Source organism: Herbaspirillum sp. C7C2 (assembly GCF_022627865.1).
GTDB classification, from domain to species: domain Bacteria; phylum Pseudomonadota; class Gammaproteobacteria; order Burkholderiales; family Burkholderiaceae_D; genus Herbaspirillum; species Herbaspirillum frisingense.
In genome coordinates this window covers 371,761-389,435 of sequence record NZ_JABXGI010000002.1, presented here as the reverse complement: position 1 = coordinate 389,435, position 17,675 = coordinate 371,761, and the positions used below count along the sequence as shown (strand labels likewise).

Annotated in this window: 13 protein-coding genes; 6 read left to right on the top strand and 7 right to left on the bottom strand. The window is 62.4% G+C overall.

Translation table 11 applies throughout. From position 1 onward, the window contains the following. The first annotated feature begins 239 nt into the window (after nt 1–239). The 5 genes from HWE04_RS05410 to HWE04_RS05390 all read left to right on the top strand — a co-directional run bounded on the left by HWE04_RS05410 (nt 240) and on the right by HWE04_RS05390 (nt 11,045). A complete protein-coding gene (locus HWE04_RS05410; protein ID WP_241811761.1) occupies nt 240–1,361 on the top strand; it encodes a porin in 1,122 nt (373 codons plus the stop codon). 711 nt (nt 1,362–2,072) lie between these two features. Continuing rightward, the gene (locus tag HWE04_RS05405; RefSeq protein ID WP_241811760.1) at nt 2,073–5,738 is read left to right on the top strand and encodes a calcium-binding protein; all 3,666 of its coding nucleotides are present in this window, start codon (nt 2,073–2,075) and stop codon (nt 5,736–5,738) included. A 150-nt stretch (nt 5,739–5,888) separates the two neighbouring features. Then, the gene (locus tag HWE04_RS05400) at nt 5,889–8,090 is read left to right on the top strand and encodes a type I secretion system permease/ATPase (protein ID WP_241811759.1); all 2,202 of its coding nucleotides are present in this window, start codon (nt 5,889–5,891) and stop codon (nt 8,088–8,090) included. Beyond that, complete coding sequence (locus tag HWE04_RS05395; protein ID WP_241811758.1) at nt 8,087–9,430, top strand: HlyD family type I secretion periplasmic adaptor subunit; 1,344 nt, start codon at nt 8,087–8,089, stop codon at nt 9,428–9,430. Before HWE04_RS05400 ends, HWE04_RS05395 begins: the two co-directional genes overlap by 4 nt. Nucleotides 9,431–9,467: 37 nt before the next feature. Further along, nucleotides 9,468–11,045, top strand: coding sequence for a TolC family protein (locus HWE04_RS05390; RefSeq protein ID WP_241811757.1), 1,578 nt, complete (start codon nt 9,468–9,470; stop codon nt 11,043–11,045). Between the two features lie 120 nt (nt 11,046–11,165). Here the strand turns inward: HWE04_RS05390 and HWE04_RS05385 are convergent, their stop codons facing one another. The 4 genes from HWE04_RS05385 to HWE04_RS05370 form a co-directional block, all read right to left on the bottom strand. Further along, nucleotides 11,166–11,942, bottom strand: a complete 777-nt coding sequence (locus tag HWE04_RS05385; protein ID WP_241811756.1) for a molybdopterin-dependent oxidoreductase — start codon at nt 11,940–11,942, stop codon at nt 11,166–11,168. Next, entirely contained in the window at nt 11,939–12,553 is a 615-nt protein-coding gene (locus HWE04_RS05380; RefSeq protein WP_241811755.1) for a cytochrome b/b6 domain-containing protein, read from the bottom strand. The genes HWE04_RS05385 and HWE04_RS05380 overlap by 4 nt, the downstream gene beginning before the upstream one ends. Before the next feature lie 10 nt (nt 12,554–12,563). Continuing rightward, nucleotides 12,564–13,187 (bottom strand): DUF5666 domain-containing protein, encoded by a 624-nt coding sequence (locus HWE04_RS05375; protein WP_241811754.1) that lies wholly within the window; start codon nt 13,185–13,187, stop codon nt 12,564–12,566. 244 nt (nt 13,188–13,431) lie between these two features. Continuing rightward, nucleotides 13,432–13,863 carry a hypothetical protein gene (locus tag HWE04_RS05370; protein WP_241811753.1) on the bottom strand — a complete coding sequence of 144 codons (432 nt, stop codon included), beginning with the start codon at nt 13,861–13,863 and terminating at the stop codon, nt 13,432–13,434. A gap of 168 nt (nt 13,864–14,031) precedes the next feature. Here HWE04_RS05370 and HWE04_RS05365 point away from each other — a divergent pair, with 168 nt between their 5' ends. Further along, entirely contained in the window at nt 14,032–15,471 is a 1,440-nt protein-coding gene (locus HWE04_RS05365; protein WP_241811752.1) for a diguanylate cyclase domain-containing protein, read from the top strand. 272 nt (nt 15,472–15,743) lie between these two features. Here the strand turns inward: HWE04_RS05365 and HWE04_RS05360 are convergent, their stop codons facing one another. The 3 genes from HWE04_RS05360 to HWE04_RS05350 form a co-directional block, all read right to left on the bottom strand. Next, on the bottom strand, nt 15,744–16,058 hold the full coding sequence (locus tag HWE04_RS05360) for a DUF6966 domain-containing protein (protein ID WP_241811751.1): 315 nt from the start codon (nt 16,056–16,058) through the stop codon (nt 15,744–15,746). Nucleotides 16,059–16,212: 154 nt separating this feature from the next. Next, a complete protein-coding gene (locus HWE04_RS05355) occupies nt 16,213–16,608 on the bottom strand; it encodes a hypothetical protein (protein ID WP_241811750.1) in 396 nt (131 codons plus the stop codon). Nucleotides 16,609–16,650: 42 nt separating this feature from the next. Next, nucleotides 16,651–17,649, bottom strand: coding sequence for a quinone oxidoreductase family protein (locus HWE04_RS05350; protein WP_241811749.1), 999 nt, complete (start codon nt 17,647–17,649; stop codon nt 16,651–16,653). Between the last annotated feature and the right edge of the window lie 26 nt (nt 17,650–17,675).

Sequence of the window (17,675 nt, the reverse complement as noted above, 5' to 3'; positions counted from 1 at the left end):
TACATTTAGCGCGTGCGTGCCAAATCGCTCATGGCACGGCGCCAAGTATTGCATGAGCCCGGTGCTTTGCGCCAGCGTGCCGGCAGGACTATCCCAAGAGGTAATTGTCCCGTGCCGGCGGCGCTTCTACCATGCGCACTTCCTGCCAGGGCGATGCAATGCGCGCCTGTCCATCCATGGAAAGCGTCGCGGCCATCCTGACGTTTTCTGCACCATGCGGCCTGTGCCGCCTTCTCCTCATGAAAAAACTCGTCCTCATTTTTACCGCCTGCGCGCTGGCCCAGACCAGTCTCGCGGCTCACGCAGAAGCCTCCAGCGTCACCGTCTACGGCGTCATCGACATGAGCATGGTCTATACCAGCAAGGTCGGCCCGGGCAACAACAGTCGGGTCAGTCTCGATTCGGGTGATGCCATGGCCTCGCGCATCGGTTTTCGCGGCAAGGAAGACCTGGGCGGCGGCCTGTCGGCCATCTTCCAGCTGGAAACCGGCTTCAGCGCCGACGACGGCGCCATGGCCACGCCCGGCACCCTGTTCGACCGCAAGTCGGTGGTCGGCCTCGCCGGTCGCTACGGCACCCTGACCGTGGGTCGCCAGACCGACTACCTGGAAGAGATCGGCCAGCAATACAGCTCCTTCCAGATCTTTGGCGGGGGCGGCGTGCGGGCTGGCCACTTCAACAGTCTCGACCGCCTGACTGGCGCCCGTACCAACAACTCGGTGCGCTTCGATAGTGCCGAGTTCGGTGGCTTCAGCGGCAGTCTCTTCTATGGCTTTGGTGAAGTCGCCGGCAAGACCGCAGCCGGGCAGGCCTTCGGGGTCGGCGCCAACTACCGCAACGGCAATGCCGGCATCGGCGCGGCCTATTACCAGAGCCGCCTGGCGGCCGACCCCGTACCGGCCAGTGCCGGTGATACCGACCTCAAGACCTTCACCCTGGGCGCCAGCTACCAGGCCGGCCCGGCCAAGCTGTTCGCGGCCTGGTCACAGGTGCGTCGCCCGACCCAGCAGGCCCTGGGCAGTACCGGCCTGGTGGCCATCACCAGCGCCACCCGTGCCAATGTATTCGACGTCGGCGTGAACTATGCGCTCAACGCCAAACTGCACCTGCTGGCCAGCGTCATCCACGACCGCGCCGACCTGGCACGTGCGGGGGCTGGTGCCACCCGTGGGCACACCACCCAGCTCAACCTGGGCGTGGATTACTTCCTCTCCAAGCGCACCGATGTGTACGCGATGGCCAACCGCCAGTCAGCCAGCGACGTGATCAACCCCGGCGTGATCAGCGCCGCCTATTCCTCGGCCCCGTCCGACGACAGCAGCCAGAACGTGCTCCGCATCGGACTGCGGCACAAGTTCTGAGCCATCGAAACCAACGGATGGCAGCCATCAGCGCTGTCATCACCCCCTCACCTGAGCACTTCGCTCAAGACGGCCCCTGTGAATCCGGGGCCGTTTTTCATTTCTCCGCCTGATCTCTGCCTGATTTCCGCATCGTCTTCGCCTGACGACGCTCGGGCTGTCCTTTGCGCCGCCAACAATGGCATCAGAAGTGACAAGAAATTCACCTTGCCCATCGTGCCGTTTCTGCGCAAACAGTCTTTTCAATTGCTGAAGATGTGAAGTTGTTTGCTGGTTCCGATGGTGCGCAAACATTCACTTGTAAAGCCATGAAGAGATGGCGAAGTTGTCCGTGCTCCAGGTCAGTCAAGGCGCCAAAAAACCATGGTGTGAATGATTCTTCATTTAGCCGACAAGTCGTCCTTCATAAACAAATTCTCCTGAATGAACAAGCTTCACCATGGTGCGATTGTCGCCGTTAGCAAGCTTCGATTGAATGGGCACGGGACGAAATATGAAGAATTTTGAAACCAGAAAATTCGGGATGAGCGCGATCGACATGAGCAGGCAATGAACAGATCTGCAAGATCAACGCATGAAACGTGAAGATAAAGGACAGGCTGCCGCCGGTTCCGGTCGTCTTTGCGGGTCATGGGGGTCCCACGCGAAAGGGCCGCGAGAAATGCTCGTCCGTGTCATTTCCTCCATGTCAGACAGCTCAGGAAAAACAATATGTCTATCACCATCACCAGCAATCGCATGAGTGGCCAGGCCGCGGCTTCATTGCCGTCTACGCCTACGCCCACATCCTCATCGACTGCCCGCAGTCGCAAGAGCACGTCCGTCTCCGTGACCAGCACCTCCAGCTTCCAGAGCGCGGGCGCACGGGCCCTGGACAGCATCCTGCCCACCAGTGCCTTTGCCGTACACCGCCCCGTGGCGATCGGCAGCCGGGCGGCCGCCATCCCGTCACTGTCGGCTGGCAAGCCCATACAGCCGACCCAGCCGACCCAGGCCGACAGCGATTTCATCCGGCCCGCCGCCAGCCCCGAGCGCAACGCCGTCGCCAGCTGGAACAGCGGCCCCATCCGCCTGAACGTGGCCAGCACGGTCAAGAACATGGCCGACGCGCTGTCCGGTGCGTGGTCGCGCAGCGCCCCCCTCAGCGCCAGCTTCAGCTCGCCGATCGTGATCAACCGATCGTCCGGCACCACGGCGGGCGGCACCGCGACGTCGGGCGGGTGCGGACCGCTGTCGATGATCAGCTGTCCGTCCCTGCCCATGCGGGTGAGCATGCCGGTATCGAGCTCACCCTATGCCTGCCCGCTGCTGCCGGTGCGCCTGCCCATGCCCGCGCAGACGCCAGTGCAGACGCCAATGCAGACGCCGACGCAGGCCACGCCAAAGCCCAGCTTCGTCTGCCCCTTCCAGCCGGTGACCATGAGCGCGCCGCAGCCCTCGCCGGGTTGTCTGCCGCTCAATGTCCGTCCCTGCCCGTTGACGCCGGTCAGCATCTGCCCGGCGGTCCAAGGCGTGGTACCCACACTCAAGGCCGATCCAGCCAAACCATGGATCGTCACCAAGGAAGTGGTGCCGCTGTCGCAGGCGTTCCCGCCCGGCGTCGTCATCGAGTTCCTGGACTGCACGCCGGTGCCCATCTCCAGCCTGGTCCCATCGGCCGGTCCCAAGCTGGTGCCGACATTGAAACCGCTGCCTGAACCGGTGCTCACGCCCGTGCTGACCCCGGTGGTCAAGCCGGTGCTGAAGAGCGCCGATGCGCCGGTGGTCGCGCCTGGCGACAAGCCGGTTCTGGTCACGACACCGGTGGCGACGCCGAAGTCGGTGCCGGTATCGGTATCGGTACCGGCCAGCACGCCGGCAACATCCTCCCAGCCCGCCGTGGCCGGCCAAGCCAAGGGGGCGGGTGTCACCGACGGTACCAGCGGCAGCGCGGCGCAGACCCTGCCAGTCGTGGCGCTGGGTGCCGCCGTGGCGCTGCCCGTTGCCATGGCAGTGGCCGCACCCAAGCCGCCGGTCCTGCCCGACAGCCAATTCCGCAGCCTGCGCGACAACGACAACACCCTCAAGCTGGAGGGTGGGCGCACCGTCAATTTCAAGCCGGGCGATATCAAGACCAAGGCCGGCGAACCGGACCTGTTGATCGGCACCGACGGCAACGACCGCCTTGATGACTGGGGTACCGGTCTGGACGAGGCCATTCGCCGCAACCGGCCGCGCTTCACCCGCTTTGTCGGCGGCGGTGGCGATGACGTGATCATCGGTGGCGCCAAGGCCGACACCATGTGGGGCGGCACCGGCAACGACATCATGCTGGGCCGCGATGGCGACGATACGCTCTACGGCGAAGAGGGCGACGATCGTCTCGACGGCGACAACGGCAACGACCTGCTGGTCGGCGGTGCCGGCAGGGATGACCTGGCCGGCGGCCTGGGCAACGACACCCTGTTCGGCGGCGATGGCGATGACCTGATGTATGGCTACCAGCTCTTCGGCAACCTGCAGCCCGCCTTGCTCCCGGGGCAGACCGACGACGACGTGATGGATGGCGGCGCCGGCAACGACACCATGAACGGCGGCTTCGGCAACGACCAGATGTGGGGCGGCACCGGTGATGACCGTCTGCGCGGCGGCAGTGGCGACGACAAGCTCTACGGTGACGAGGGCAACGACATCCTCTTCGGCGAAGACGGCAACGATGTCCTCATGGGCGGTGATGGCGACGACGAACTCTACGGCGATTTCCGGCGCGCCTATGCCTCGCCGGACAACGACGTCGGCGGCAACGACCTGCTCTATGGCGGCGCCGGCAAGGACAGCCTGTATGGCGGGGTGGGCGACGACCTGCTCGACGGCGGCAGCGGCGAAGACTACCTGGAAGGCGGCAAGGGCGACGACATCTACGTGGTCGACAACGTCAACGACAAGGTCGTCGAAAACGCCAACGAGGGTCACGACACCGTCATCGCCTCCTGCAGCTATACGCTGTCCGGTGAGGTGGAGGACCTGCGCCTGACCGAAGGCGGCGACTTCAATGCCATCGGCAATGCCCGCGACAACCTGCTCACCGGCAACAGCGGCGACAACGTCCTGGATGGCGGCAAGGGTATCGACACCATGATCGGCGGTCGCGGCAACGACACCTACATGGTCGACAACCTCGGCGACAAGATCGTCGAAAACGCCGGCGAGGGCATCGACACCGTGGTCTCCCGCATCAGCTACACCCTGGGTGACAACCTGGAAAACCTGACCCTGATGGACGCCAGCAAGCCGGAAAGCGAGATCATCAACGGCAAGAAGATGCTGACCTATGGCTCGCCGCGCTTCTACCTGCTCGATTACAAGCAGGGCGATGAGGTGCCGGGTTACAAGGGCACCTGCAGCGAGACCAGCGTGGCCAACGTCTGCGTCATGGCCGGCCTGTCGGTGAGCGAAGGGGACGTGGTCAAGAAGGCCATCGCCAACGGCTGGTGCAACACCTCGGCGGCCGACGAAAGCACCCGTGGCTCCAGCAACCCGTTCTCGCAGGTGGCCATGCTCAACAGCTATGGCCTGCGTGCCGAAATCGTCGACGGCTACAACATCAAGCGCATGGCCGAGCTGGTCCGCGATGGGCGCGGCGTGATGCTGTCGGTCAACGCCGGCAAGCTGTGGGGCGTGCCGGAGTACGTCGAGGGCGGCTGGGTCAACCACAAGATCACTGTCACCGGCGTGGTCTGCGACGCCGAGACCGGTGAGGTGGCCGGCTTCTACATCGCCGATTCCGGACGGGGCCGGACCAGCGACGGCTGCCGCTATCTCACCCTGGAGGAGGTGCGCAATGCCGCCGATGTGATCGGGGCCGGCATGATCACCACGCTGGAACCGATCAAGATGCGCGACCAGAACATGGATGCCATCGGCAACGCGCTGGACAACGTGCTCACCGGCAATCGCGGCAACAACCTCATGAAGGGCGGCAAGGGCAACGACACCCTGATCGGCGAGGCCGGCAACGACACCTATGTCTTCAGCCGGGGCGATGGTCGCGATGTCATTGTCGACAACGACAAGACCCGGGGCAACCTGGACGTGCTGCAGCTGACCGACATCAACCAGAACAACCTCTGGTTCAGGAGGTCCGGCAACGACCTGTGCATCGACATCATGGGCAGCAGCGACCGCGTGACCGTGAAGGACTGGTACGTGGGCGGTGTCAGCGGCAGCGACAACCGCATCGAACGCATCAAGACCGCCGACGGCAACACCCTCTACGACAGCGACGTCGACAAGCTGGTGCAGGCCATGGCCAGCTTCGCCCCGCCCGCCGCCACCCAGACCTCCTGGGTCAACGGGCAGACCAGCCAGGACAAGGTGCTCATGACCGTCACCCACTGAGCCTGAACCCCAAGCAAGTGTAGTACCCGACGCCGGGCCTTGCGCCCGGCGGCGACGCCATGCGTCCCCTGCGAGCAGGCAGGGCGGGGTAGGGCGTGCCGATGGCACTGGCCATCCACGCGAAGTATCTATTCAAGAATCCGGAAATCTATGAACCAGTCCGACAAGGATCCCGATCAGGCGGGGCAAGACAGTGCCCTGCAATGCCTGATGATGATGGCGCGCCTGCATGGCATCGCCGCCGATCCCGCGCAGTTGCAGCACCAGTTCGGGCGCGAGCCCTTCACCCTGGACAAACTCTTGCTGGGCGCGCGCGCCCTGGGCATGAGTGCGCGCTGCGTCACCCAGGACCGCAAGCGCCTGGAACGCACGCCGCTGCCGGCCATCGGCGTGGACCGCCAGGGTCGTTATTTCATCCTGGCCAAGCTGGAGCAGGGACAGGCCAAGGACTGGGGCAGCCTGCGCATCCTCATCCAGCGGCCCGGACAGCCGCCACAGGTGCTGTCACGGCGCGATTTCGAGTCGCTGTGGTCGGGCCGGGTGATTCTGGTGACCAGCAAGGCCAGCTACGCCGGCGAATCGGCGCGTTTCGATTTTTCCTGGTTCATCCCGGCCGTGATCAAGTACCGCAAGGTGCTGGTGGAGGTCCTGGTGATCTCGCTGGTGCTGCAGATCCTGGGGCTGGTCACGCCCCTGTTCTTCCAGGTGGTGATGGACAAGGTGTTGGTCAATCACGCCATGATGACGCTCAACGTGGTGGCCGTGGCGCTGGTGGCCGCTACCCTGTTCGAGGCCGCCCTGACCGGTATTCGTACCGCCGTGTTCGCCCATACCAGCAGCAAGATCGATGTCGAGCTGGGCTCGCGCCTGTTCGCCCATCTGTTGAGCCTGCCGATCGGCTACTTCCAGGTGCGGCGCGCCGGTGACTCGATTGCGCGCATCCGCGAGCTGGAAAACATCCGCTCCTTCCTCACCAGCAACGCCCTGACACTGGTACTGGATATCGTTTTTTCCTTCATCTTCCTGGGTGTGATGCTGTGCTATAGCGTCACCCTGAGTCTGATCGTGCTGGCCTCGATCCCGCTGTACCTGGCGTTGTCGCTGGTATTTACGCCCATGCTGCGGGCGCGCCTGAACGACAAGTTCAACAAGAACGCCGAGAACCAGTCCTTCCTGGTGGAGACCCTGACCGGCATGGACACCGTCAAGTCCATGGCGGTGGAACCGCGCTGGCAACAGCGCTGGGACAAGCAACTGGCCGCCTATGTCGCCGCCAGCCTGGGCAGCACCAACATCGGGCTGCTGGCCAGTGGCGGCGTCACCCTGGTGAGCAAGCTGGTGACCGTGGGCATCATGTGGCTGGGCGCGCTGCTGGTGGTCAAGAACGAATTGACCGTGGGCGAGCTGGTCGCCTTCAACATGCTGGCCGGGCAGGTGGCTTCGCCGATCCTGCGCATGGCGCAGCTGTGGAACGATTTCCAGCAGGTCGGCATCTCCATGAGCCGGTTGGCCGATGTGCTGGACGCCCGCGCCGAAGTGGGCGGCAACCGCACCCGGCTGCCGCAGGTGAGCGGGGCCATCAGCTTTGACCAGGTGTCCTTCCGCTACCGCCCCGAAAGCCCGCCGGTGATCCATTCGGTCTCGCTGGAGATCGCGCCGGGCGAGGTCATCGGCGTGGTAGGCCGTTCCGGCTCCGGCAAGAGCACGCTGGCGCGGCTGGTACAGCGCCTCTACATCTGCGACAGCGGTCGCATCAGTGTGGACGGTCAGGATATCGCCGTCATCGACACCGCCTCGCTGCGCCGGCAGATCGGCGTGGTACTGCAGGAGAGCACGCTGTTCTCCCGCTCCATCCGCGACAACATCGCCCTGGCCGACCCGGCCCTGCCGATCGAAGACATCATCGCCGCCGCACGCCTGGCCGGCGCCCATGATTTCATCTGCGAGCTGCCCGAAGGCTACGACACCGTGGTCGGCGAGCAGGGCAGTGGCCTCTCCGGCGGTCAGCGCCAGCGCATCGCGATTGCCCGCGCGCTCATCACCAACCCCGGCATCCTCATCTTCGACGAGGCCACCAGCGCCCTGGACTATGAGTCCGAAAAGATCATCCAGGACAACATGCGCCAGATCTGCGCCGGTCGTACCGTGCTCATCATCGCGCACCGGCTCTCGGCAGTGCGCGACGCCGACCGCATCGTCGTCATGGATCAGGGACGCATCGCCGAAAGCGGCCCCCACGCCGAACTGCTGGCACGGCCCGACGGCATCTACGCCCATCTCTACGGACTGCAGAGCCAGCAGGCCAGCCCCGCAGTGGCCGGCGCGGCGCTGCCCGAGGGAGGCGCGGCATGAGGATGCAACACCGTCGTCAGGCCTGGAGCGAGCTGGGCAACCGTTACGTCCGGGTGTTTCAGCATCACTGGAAGGCCCGCCACGCGCTGCCCAGCGATTTCTACAATCGCCAGGAGGCCGAGTTCCTGCCGGCGGCCCTTGCCCTGCAGGAGTCGCCCGGTTCGCCCAGTCTGCTGTGGACCGCCCGCCTGATGGTGGCGATGGTGGTCTTCGCCCTGGTCTGGTCGGTAGTGGGGCAGATCGACATCATCGTCAGCGCCAGTGGCAAGCTCATTCCGACGGCCCGCGTGAAAACCATCGCCTCGGTCGACCTGGCCAGCGTGAAGGGCCTGTTCGTTACCGAAGGCCAGCGTGTGGAGGCGGGTGATCTGTTGATCGCACTGGACTCCAGCAACAGCGATGCCGAACGCGCCAAGGCCGCCGATGCGGTGGCCCAGGCCAGGCTGCAGGCCGCGCGCGCCGCCGCCCTGATGGACGCTGTACAGAACCAGCAGCCGCCCGAACTGGGCAAGGTGGACGGCGTATCCCCCGCCCAGTGGGCCTCGGTACGCAGCCAGCTGCAGGGCCAGTACCAGGAGGTGCGCGCTCGCCTGGCACGGCTGGACGACGAAATCTGGCGCTATGGCTCGGCCCTGCGCCTGGCCACCCAGCGCGCCCGCGACTACCAGGCACTGATGGCCGATCGCACTGTCTCCCAGCATGCCTGGCTGGAGCGCGAGCAGGCCCGCATCGACCTGCAGGGTCAGTTGTCCGACGCCCGCAACCAGCGCGCCGCGCTGATCGCCCAGACCCGGAAGGAAGCGCACGACAGCCGCGTGGAAGCCGAAAAGATCATCGAGGCCGCGCAGCAGGACCAGCTTCGCGCCGAGGAACACAGTCGTCTGCTCAGGCTCACCGCGCCGGTGACCGGGACGGTGCAGCAGCTGAGCGTGCATACCGTGGGCGGCGTGGTGCCGGCGGCGCAGCCGCTGATGCAGATCGTGCCGGAAGACAAGGAACTGGAAATCGAAGCCTTCCTGGAGAACAAGGATGTGGGCTTCGTCCAGGTCGGCCAGCAGGCCGAGGTCAAGCTGGACGCCTATGACTACACCAAGTACGGCACCCTGCGCGCCAAGGTCCGACATGTCTCGCGTGACGCCATCCCGGACGAGAAGCGCGGCTTGCTCTATTCGGTACGCGTCGTGCTGGAAGACAAGAGCATCGTCATCGACGGCCAGCGCGTGGCGCTTTCGTCGGGCCTGGCCAGCAATGTGGAAATCAGGACCGGCAGCCGGCGCGTCATCGAATACCTGCTCTCGCCGCTGGTGCGCCACCAGAAGGAGGCCTTGCATGAACGTTGATGGAGCAGGGCGCCGCTGGCCCTTGCCAGAGCGTCCCATGAAGCCTCCCGCGCCCATGCCTTATGCCTCACCCATCACCCCGACCATGAATCAGATGAACCGCAGCAAACCGATGAAGCACCCTATGCCAATAAAACCGGAGTCGCACCTGAAACAGCTCAAGGAAATCACCGCCGTCCTCTTCAGCCTGGCCATCGCCGGCACCATGTTGCCGCCCACGAGCCACGCCGCCATGCTGGACGAGCTGACCACGCCGCTGGCCGACCCGCTGCTGGCGCAGCCTCCGGTGCTGGTGCATGGCAAGCCCCTGCCGGGCGATCAGGAAGGCCTGATCTGCAGCCCCGGCCCGACCGTGCTGCGCGAGCCGCTGTCGCTGGCCGACGCCATCGACCTGGCGCTGTGCCAGCATCCGCAGGTCCAGGCCGCCTGGGCCGGCATCAAGATCCAGGCCGCCCAACTGGGCGAGGCACGTGCGGCCTACCTGCCCAGCGTCAATGCCGGCGCCAGCCAGGTGCGCAGCAAGACCAGCCCGGCCGCAGGCGAGGGCGTGCGCTCCACCCACAGCTACTACGCGGCGCTGACCTGGCGCCTGCTGGATGCGGGTGCGCGTGCGGCCAACCGGCGCGCCGCCGATGCCCTGCTGGAAGCCGCCGCCGCCAGCCATGACGCGACACTGCAAAAGGCCATGGCCAATGTGATCGGCCTGTACTTCGACGCCCAGAGCAGTCAGGCCAGCGAGCAGGCCCGCGCCCAGAGCGAAGCGCTGGCGCGCCAGGTACTGGAGACCGCGCTCAAGCGCGAACAGCGCGGCGTCGGCTCGCGTCCCGAGACCCTGCAGGCCCGCACCTTCGTTGCCAAGGCCGAGCTGGAGCTTGCCCGCGCCCGCGGCCAGCACCAGAAGGCGCTGGTGGCCTTGAACCTGGCCATGGGCGCGCCGGTGGCCGGCGAAGATGCGCAGACACTGTCGCTGGCGCCTCACACGGACGATGACCTGCCGGCGCTGGAACTGGATCTGCGCGAATGGCTGCAGACCGCACGCGAGCAGCATCCGGCCATCCTCGCCGCGCAGGCCCAACTGGACGCCTCCCGTGAAAAAGTCCAGGCCACCCGCGCTGAGGGCTTGCCGAGCGTGGACCTGAGCGCCGGGCAATACATCAACGGCCGGCCCAACCAGTCCCCCGGCGCCCGTGGCGAGCGTGACACCACGGTCGGCGTGAGCCTCAACATCCCGCTCTTCGATGGCTTCTCGCACACCTACAAGGTCAGGGGCGCGCAGGGCCAGGTCGAACTCAGGCAGGCCGAGTTGCGTGATGTCCAGGCCCAGGTACAGGGCGATATCTCCACCGCCTATGTCGAGGCCAGCGCCGCCTTGCGCAACCTGGCCTCCTCGCGCCGCCTGCTGGAGGCAGCGCAATCCTCGGTGGATGCGATCAGTCGCAAATACGACAGCGGCATCGCCGACATCGTGGAAATGCTCAACGCCCAGGCCGCGCTATCGGATGCCAGCCAGGAACGCATCCGCACACTGTCGGACTGGCGCTCGGCGCGCCTGCGCCTGCTGGCCAATGCGGGGCGGATGTCGCGCAGCGTGCTGGCCACCGACGCCAAACCTTGAGTCAACCCAGGTCAACAAGAAGAGCATGGACAGGGCGGCAAGTGCAGCTCACGCGCCGCCCTGAACCTGCCATCTTCCATGACCGCGACAGATCATCAGCCAGGCGCTGATCAATCAGGATCAGATGCCGCTGAACCAGTTGTAGCCCTGATCTTCCCAATAGCCGCCAGGGTTCTGGTTGGTCACGAAGATCGCGGCCACGTGCTTGGGGTTCTTGAAACCGAGCTTGGTCGGCACCCGCACCTTGAGCGGGAAGCCATACTCGGTCGGTAGCGGCTCCTTGCCGAAGTCCAGCGCAAGGATGGTCTGCGGATGCAGGGCGGTGGGCATGTCAAGGCTGGTGTAGTAACGATCGGCGCACTTGAAGCCCACGTATCGGGCCGACAGGTCGGCACCGATGGCCTGCAGGAAGAGCTTGAGTGGCACGCCCGACCACTGGCCGATGGCGCTCCAGCCTTCGATGCAGATATGGCGCGTGATCTGCGCGGCTTGCGGCAAGGCGCGCAGGCGCTCCAGCGTCCATGGCCGTTTGTCGCTGACCATGCCGCTTACTTCCAGACGCCAGTCGGCAGGATCGATGTCGGGCGCGCTGGCCTGGTCGTAGAAGGCGTTGAAAGGGAAGGGGGTGGTGATCTGGCTCGCCGCATAGGTCGGTGCCAGCTTGTCGCCACGGAACAGCAGCGCCTGGACCCGGTCGTTCCAGCGCGACATGGCCCACAGCGCCTTGTCGACACGATCGTTGCTCTGCAGGTCGCAACCGGCCAGCATCGACAGTGCGCCCAGCGACAGCGCCGAGCGCAGTAACAGACGACGTTCCACCTTGACCAGCGACGTGCGGTGGTCGGCCAGTCGGATCTTCTCGGGTTGGCGGGGAGGTTTTTCGTCCGGCCGGCTCATTGCACGTTTCCTTCCGTATGCCCGCGCCCGACCAGCATGGGCAAGAGGGTCTTGGGTACGATGGCGACCAAGGCCAGATGCACGACCACGAACGCGGCGATACCCGCCATTGCGGCGAAATGGACCTTGCGCGCGAAGTCGAAGCCGCCGAAGAAATTGCACAGCGGCTCCAGTTGCACCGGCTTCCAGATGGCGAGTCCGGACAAGACCACGACGACGCCCAACAGCATGACTCCCCAGTACAGCAATTTCTGTACAGCATTATAGGCGCCCGGATGATGCGGCAGGCGAAAACGCAAGGCACTGGTGGTATCGGCCACCACATCGCGCGCGCGCAGCGGCAGCAGGCGCCGGCGGAAATGACCGCTGGCCGCACCATAGCCCAGATAGAACAGGCCATTGACCACCAGCAGCCACATCGCGGCGAAATGCCAGGCGATCGAACCGCCCAGCCATCCACCCAGGGTCATCCAGGCCGGAAACCGGAAGCCGAAGATCGGTGAAGCGTTGTAGATGCCCCAGCCGCTGGTCAGCATGCAGCCGATGGCGAAGGCGTTGAGCCAGTGGGCGATGCGCACCGCCATCGGATGAAGAGCAAGCCTGCCGGACATTGCGTGCCTCTTACATCGGCGGCGTGATGCCGTTGCGACCGACACTGACCGAAGCGGCGGTCAGGCTGCCATCAGGGTTCTTGCGGGCGCGCACCACCACCTTGGCACCGGCCACCAGCATGGAGCGTTCACCGGCTTCGATGTTGACGATGGGTACGTCGTCCGGTACCACGATCTTCTTTTCGCCACCCTTGTACTTCAAGGTCAGCGTGCGGCCGTTGCTGGCCACCACGTCACCCACGGTGCCGTTGGTCATGGTGCTGTTGGGCGCCAGGTCGAACGGACGGTGGCCGTCGCCGGTGCCGGCCATGGCCGGCGGGAAAACGTGCACTTCCAGCGCCTTCTGCGAGCCGTCCGGCTGCGGGATGCCGGCCGCGCCGATGTAGCTGCCGGGCTTGATGTCGTTGATGTTGGCCAGCGAGATAGCGGCGACACGGGTGTCCTTGTCGAGGGCTATGGTCTGCTCGCCGCCACGGTTGCTCTTGACGACCAGCTTGTCGGCGGCAACGGAAACGATGGCGCCACGGATACCGGCCATGGCGGCGGGTGCGGGCGCTTGTGCAAAGGAGGCGGAGGTGGCGAAGATGGCGGATACAGCGATGCCATGGACGAGGTTGCGAAGGGATGCGCTCATGAGATCCTGACCAGTTGAGTGGGTTGGAAAAAGACTCATGCTAGTCACGCAAAGGAGTCATTTGCATGACATTTGAATGACAAAAATGTCAGCTTTGGAGCGACCCGAATAGCCGCAGTCTGGGACGCACTCATCCGCCCTTGAGATTGCGTCAGGTCTGAGACCTTCTCGATACCCACCCGACGGTCTTCGCCTTATCGAAAACTTCCTGTTCCTGCTGGATCGACAATGCCCAGGTTGGCTTTCACTGGCCGGTACCACAGTTCCTGGCAAACCGAAGGATGTTCAGTGTTTCCTTGAAGGTCTCCTGCACGGAGGGAGTCGGATCGATGCACGCCTGAAGATCGCTCTGCACTCCCGCGATCATCTCGTCAAGCTTGACGGCGCCGGTCGCGTCCAATCGTTGAAGCAGCATCGTCATGATGTATTGCATGGCGGCGGTGGTGGTATCCGGGTTCCTCATCGGTTCTTCCTTTTCCACGGGATCTCCAGTTAAAAAATGCTCAGTAGTTGAGAATGGATTTGCTTCTGGTCGATGGCGGCCAATAATGGTGGCATAACGAATCTCGACGAGCCGCTGGAGAGGATAAAAGGATTTCAGTAGAATCGTCGCTCTAGACGAAAAACTAAAAAAACCATCTCCCCACTCGACATGCTCTACAAGAAAATCACGCACCTATCGACGTGGAGAAGGAGGCTACAGCTGCTGCCTGTTCTATCGTTCGATGGGACCTGATCGTCGCACTGGTTGTGGCAATAGTATGTCTGATTGCCGCGAAACGATATCAAATCAACACTCCGGAGAAAGAGTGCTTGTATGAAAAAAAAGACCTGAGGTAGACACGTGAAATCGAATGACTTCTCCGCAACCCTGGAAGGCAAGCGACTGGATATTGTTCAGCGAATCGGCTGTATCGGTTACTGGGAATACGATCCGGCCAAGAAATCGCTCTTTCTGCCCGAGGCTTCGCAGGGGCTGCTAGCCAGTATTACCGGGAGTCCCGGCAATGCTCCGGCCCCGTCCATGCAGGCCTTCGCAAATGGCGGTCTTGAACGTCTCCATGCAGCTTTCGATCAGGCCATGGCCAATCATTTGGCTTTGCAGCTAGAACTTGAGGTGTTCGCCGGAGAGGGCAGGCCCATTTGCCTTGCGTTTCGCGGCGACCAGGTCGAGCTGGCGCCGGGTTTGTTCGGCCTGGCAGGTACGTTTCGCGATATTTCAGACGAAAAACGACGTGAAGCCGACCACCAGCAGTCGAATGCGCAATTGCAGACGCTGCTTGCGCAATTCGAAAGCCTTTCAGTTGAGCGCAATCAGGTTGCTGAAAAATTAAGTGAGCTGGAAGAGCATTTCAAACTGTTGACCGAAGACATCGCCGATGTCGTCTGGAAAGCCGATAGCAATTTGCACATTACCTATATCAGTCCGGTTGACGAACGCGTTCGGGGATACCACGCCAGCGAGGTATTGGGGTGTCACGTGTCTGAAATGTTGACCGATGAAGGTATGGCGGTCATTCGGGAGATGCTTGGCAAACGGCGACAGGCTGAGCTGGAGGGCAAGGAAGATGAATCCCTCGCCTTCGAGGTACAGCATCGCTGCAAGGACGGGCGACTGCTATGGGGCGAGCTGCATTCCAGACCTGTGCGCGACGCCGACGGTACCATCATTGGTTACCACGGTATCACCCGCGAAACCACCGAACGTAGGCAACTCGAAGAGCAGGTGCGTCAACTGGCGTTTTATGACCCGCTGACTCACCTGCCAAACCGCCGCCTGCTGAGCGATCGCCTGAATCAATCCATCGCGGCCAGCCAGCGCAACAATTGCCACTACGCCCTGCTGGTGCTTGATCTGGATAATTTCAAGCCGCTAAATGATGTGCACGGTCATTTGGTGGGTGATCTGTTGTTGATCGAAGCCGCACTTCGCTTGAGGGGTATCGTCCGCGAAGTCGACACGGTAGGTCGCTTTGGCGGTGATGAGTTTGTGGTGTTACTAAGCGACCTTGATGCGAACCTGGCAAAAGCGACAGCGCAAGCAAGGACGGTTGCCGAAAAAATTGGCGCCAGCCTGTCAGCTCCCTATGTGCTTAGCGTGGAGCACGCCACCCAGGAACCTGAGACGGTGAAGCATCGGTGCTCTGCCAGCATCGGCGTGGTGCTCTACTTGGGGACCTTGGCCACACCGGAAGATATTTTCAAATGGGCTGATGCTGCCATGTACCAGGCCAAGGCGGCCGGTCGCAATGCGATCCGGTTTTATGACCACGGGGCGTTGTAGAAAACGGGATTGAGGGAGCAAGGTAACGACAGGCTGGTTCTACAGTTCACAGCGTAGTTGGCGGCTAACGGTGTTCTTGCAGAAGCCAAGCCGCCTGGCGATCTCCCTTGGCGATATCGGGTCACTCAGGTGCAGGCGCCAGATGATTTCTAGTGATGCCATGTCGAGCACTCCAGTCACCTGCCTGATTGCCAAGCGGGTGATACGCACTCAAGTTTTAATCGCAGCGAAGCTTTTGCTCATTGAAGACCGCTTCTGGCCGATTGCGGCCTCTAGAACTCTTCTGATTTCAGTTTGCTAGCAAGCGAATAAACTTCCTGCCGCAATGCTGAAAATTGTTCGTTTTCGGGAAGAGGTACATGCAAAACAGCACCATCTTGATACTGAAAGACCAAGTCGTTCAGGCTCCCCATACCGCCGAACGCCGATAGTAAATGCTCTATCCCATAAAAATCCAAACGATTGATACGGTCTGCATCATTTGCGAGCCAATCTGCCCAGCGCGATTCATGGTGGGCGCGCAGCAACTTCTCTGCTTCGCGAAGCTTCTGCACAAGTGCTTCAATATCAGGGGGCATGTTGCTCATTGTTTTTCGATTTCATGAATGGCTGTTTCTGGCTTAAAGGAGAACTTAAGCATGAAGCTCGTGATACACCTCTCCGAACTCAGGTCGGGAGTCTAGCTGATCAATGGCTTGTCGTATTGCGTCATCACGCGAGGCTCGCGCCTTCATACGGCGCTCAAGATTCCAAGGTAAGGATCATGTACCTGAGAAAGATAGCCGCGGTCAGCGCAGCCAGGAAAAATCCGGATCCCAGCACCTGGGCACGATTCATTGTTGAATGGCATATCAGTTCGATTAATCCCATCATCAGGATCGAGAGTAAAAAAAGCCTGCGTTTGCCGAGTGCGCTGAGATTCTCGCGTGGAATCTCGAAGGAAACATAGGTCATCGCAAACACACCTACCACACCACCGGCGGCCTCGAATGTCTCCATCAGGCTGATGTCATTTCCACGTGTGAGCATGCCTTCATTTGCATGCGCGAAGACATACAGGATCACAATGAGCCAAAGCCATCCTCCAATAAAATCGGCACGAAGAAAGACCTTCGGTCTTTTATCAGACGGGATCATGATGAAATGAAAAACCTGGATCGCATCCTGATGCCGGGTTTCTCAATCGTCTGCAATCTTCAAAATCGGCTTGCCGATTTGCTTTCGCTCCTCTATCAGCGCGTGCGCTTGCTCCACATTGTCAAAGGTGTAGCAACCATTCATGTGGATATTCAGCCATCCATCCTGGAGCGCCGCAAACACATCGTCGGCACGCCGTTGTACAGTCTCCCGGTCCGACATGTGATCGGCCAGTCGTGGCCTGGTCAGGAACAGCGAGCCGGCTTCGCCCAGTTCGATCGGATCCAAATCTTTCAGCGAACCGGAGACGTTGCCGTAATTCACGATGAGCCCATGCCTTTTACATGCGAGAAAGCTCTGGCGCAAGGTCGCCTTGCCGATCGGATCCAGCACAACGTCAACGCCCTTGCCGCAGGTGGCATCGCGCACTTGATCTGCAAAATCATTCAGGGTGCTGTCAAAGGCGTAGTCCGCGCCTCGCTGGAGCGCGACTTGCCGTTTTTCTTCGCTGCCTGCCGTCACGAAAACCGTGGCGCCGCGCCGCTTGGCCATTTGCACCAGTAATTGCCCGATGCTTCCGGAGGCGGCGTGGATAAGGCAGGAACTGTCCTGGTTCAGACGGGCGATGTCTTCCATCAGGTAATGCGCCGTTGCTCCTTGAAACATGGATGCCGCCGCCAGGGCATAGGAAATCCCGTCGGGAATGTGCGCTACCAGATGCTGCGGCACGGCGATGTATTCCGCATAGCTGCCCCAGGCGATGCACCACGCGACACGATCGCCGATGGCAAAGCCGCGCACGTTCGCGCCAACGTCAATGACTTCACCGGCGCCTTCCATGCCCAGCGTGCAAGGCAGGCGCACCGGGTAAGTCTGCGAGTTGGCGTACTTCCCCTGGCGCGTGTGGACATCCATGAAGTTGATACCGGCGCAGACGAGCCGGATCAATATGTCGTCCGCTCCCGCTTTGGGCATAGGGAAGTCATCGTGCTTGAGCAACACTTCCGGCCCGCCGTATTGTTCGATGGTGATGGCTTTCAATTCGATTCTCCCTTAAAAGAAGTCTT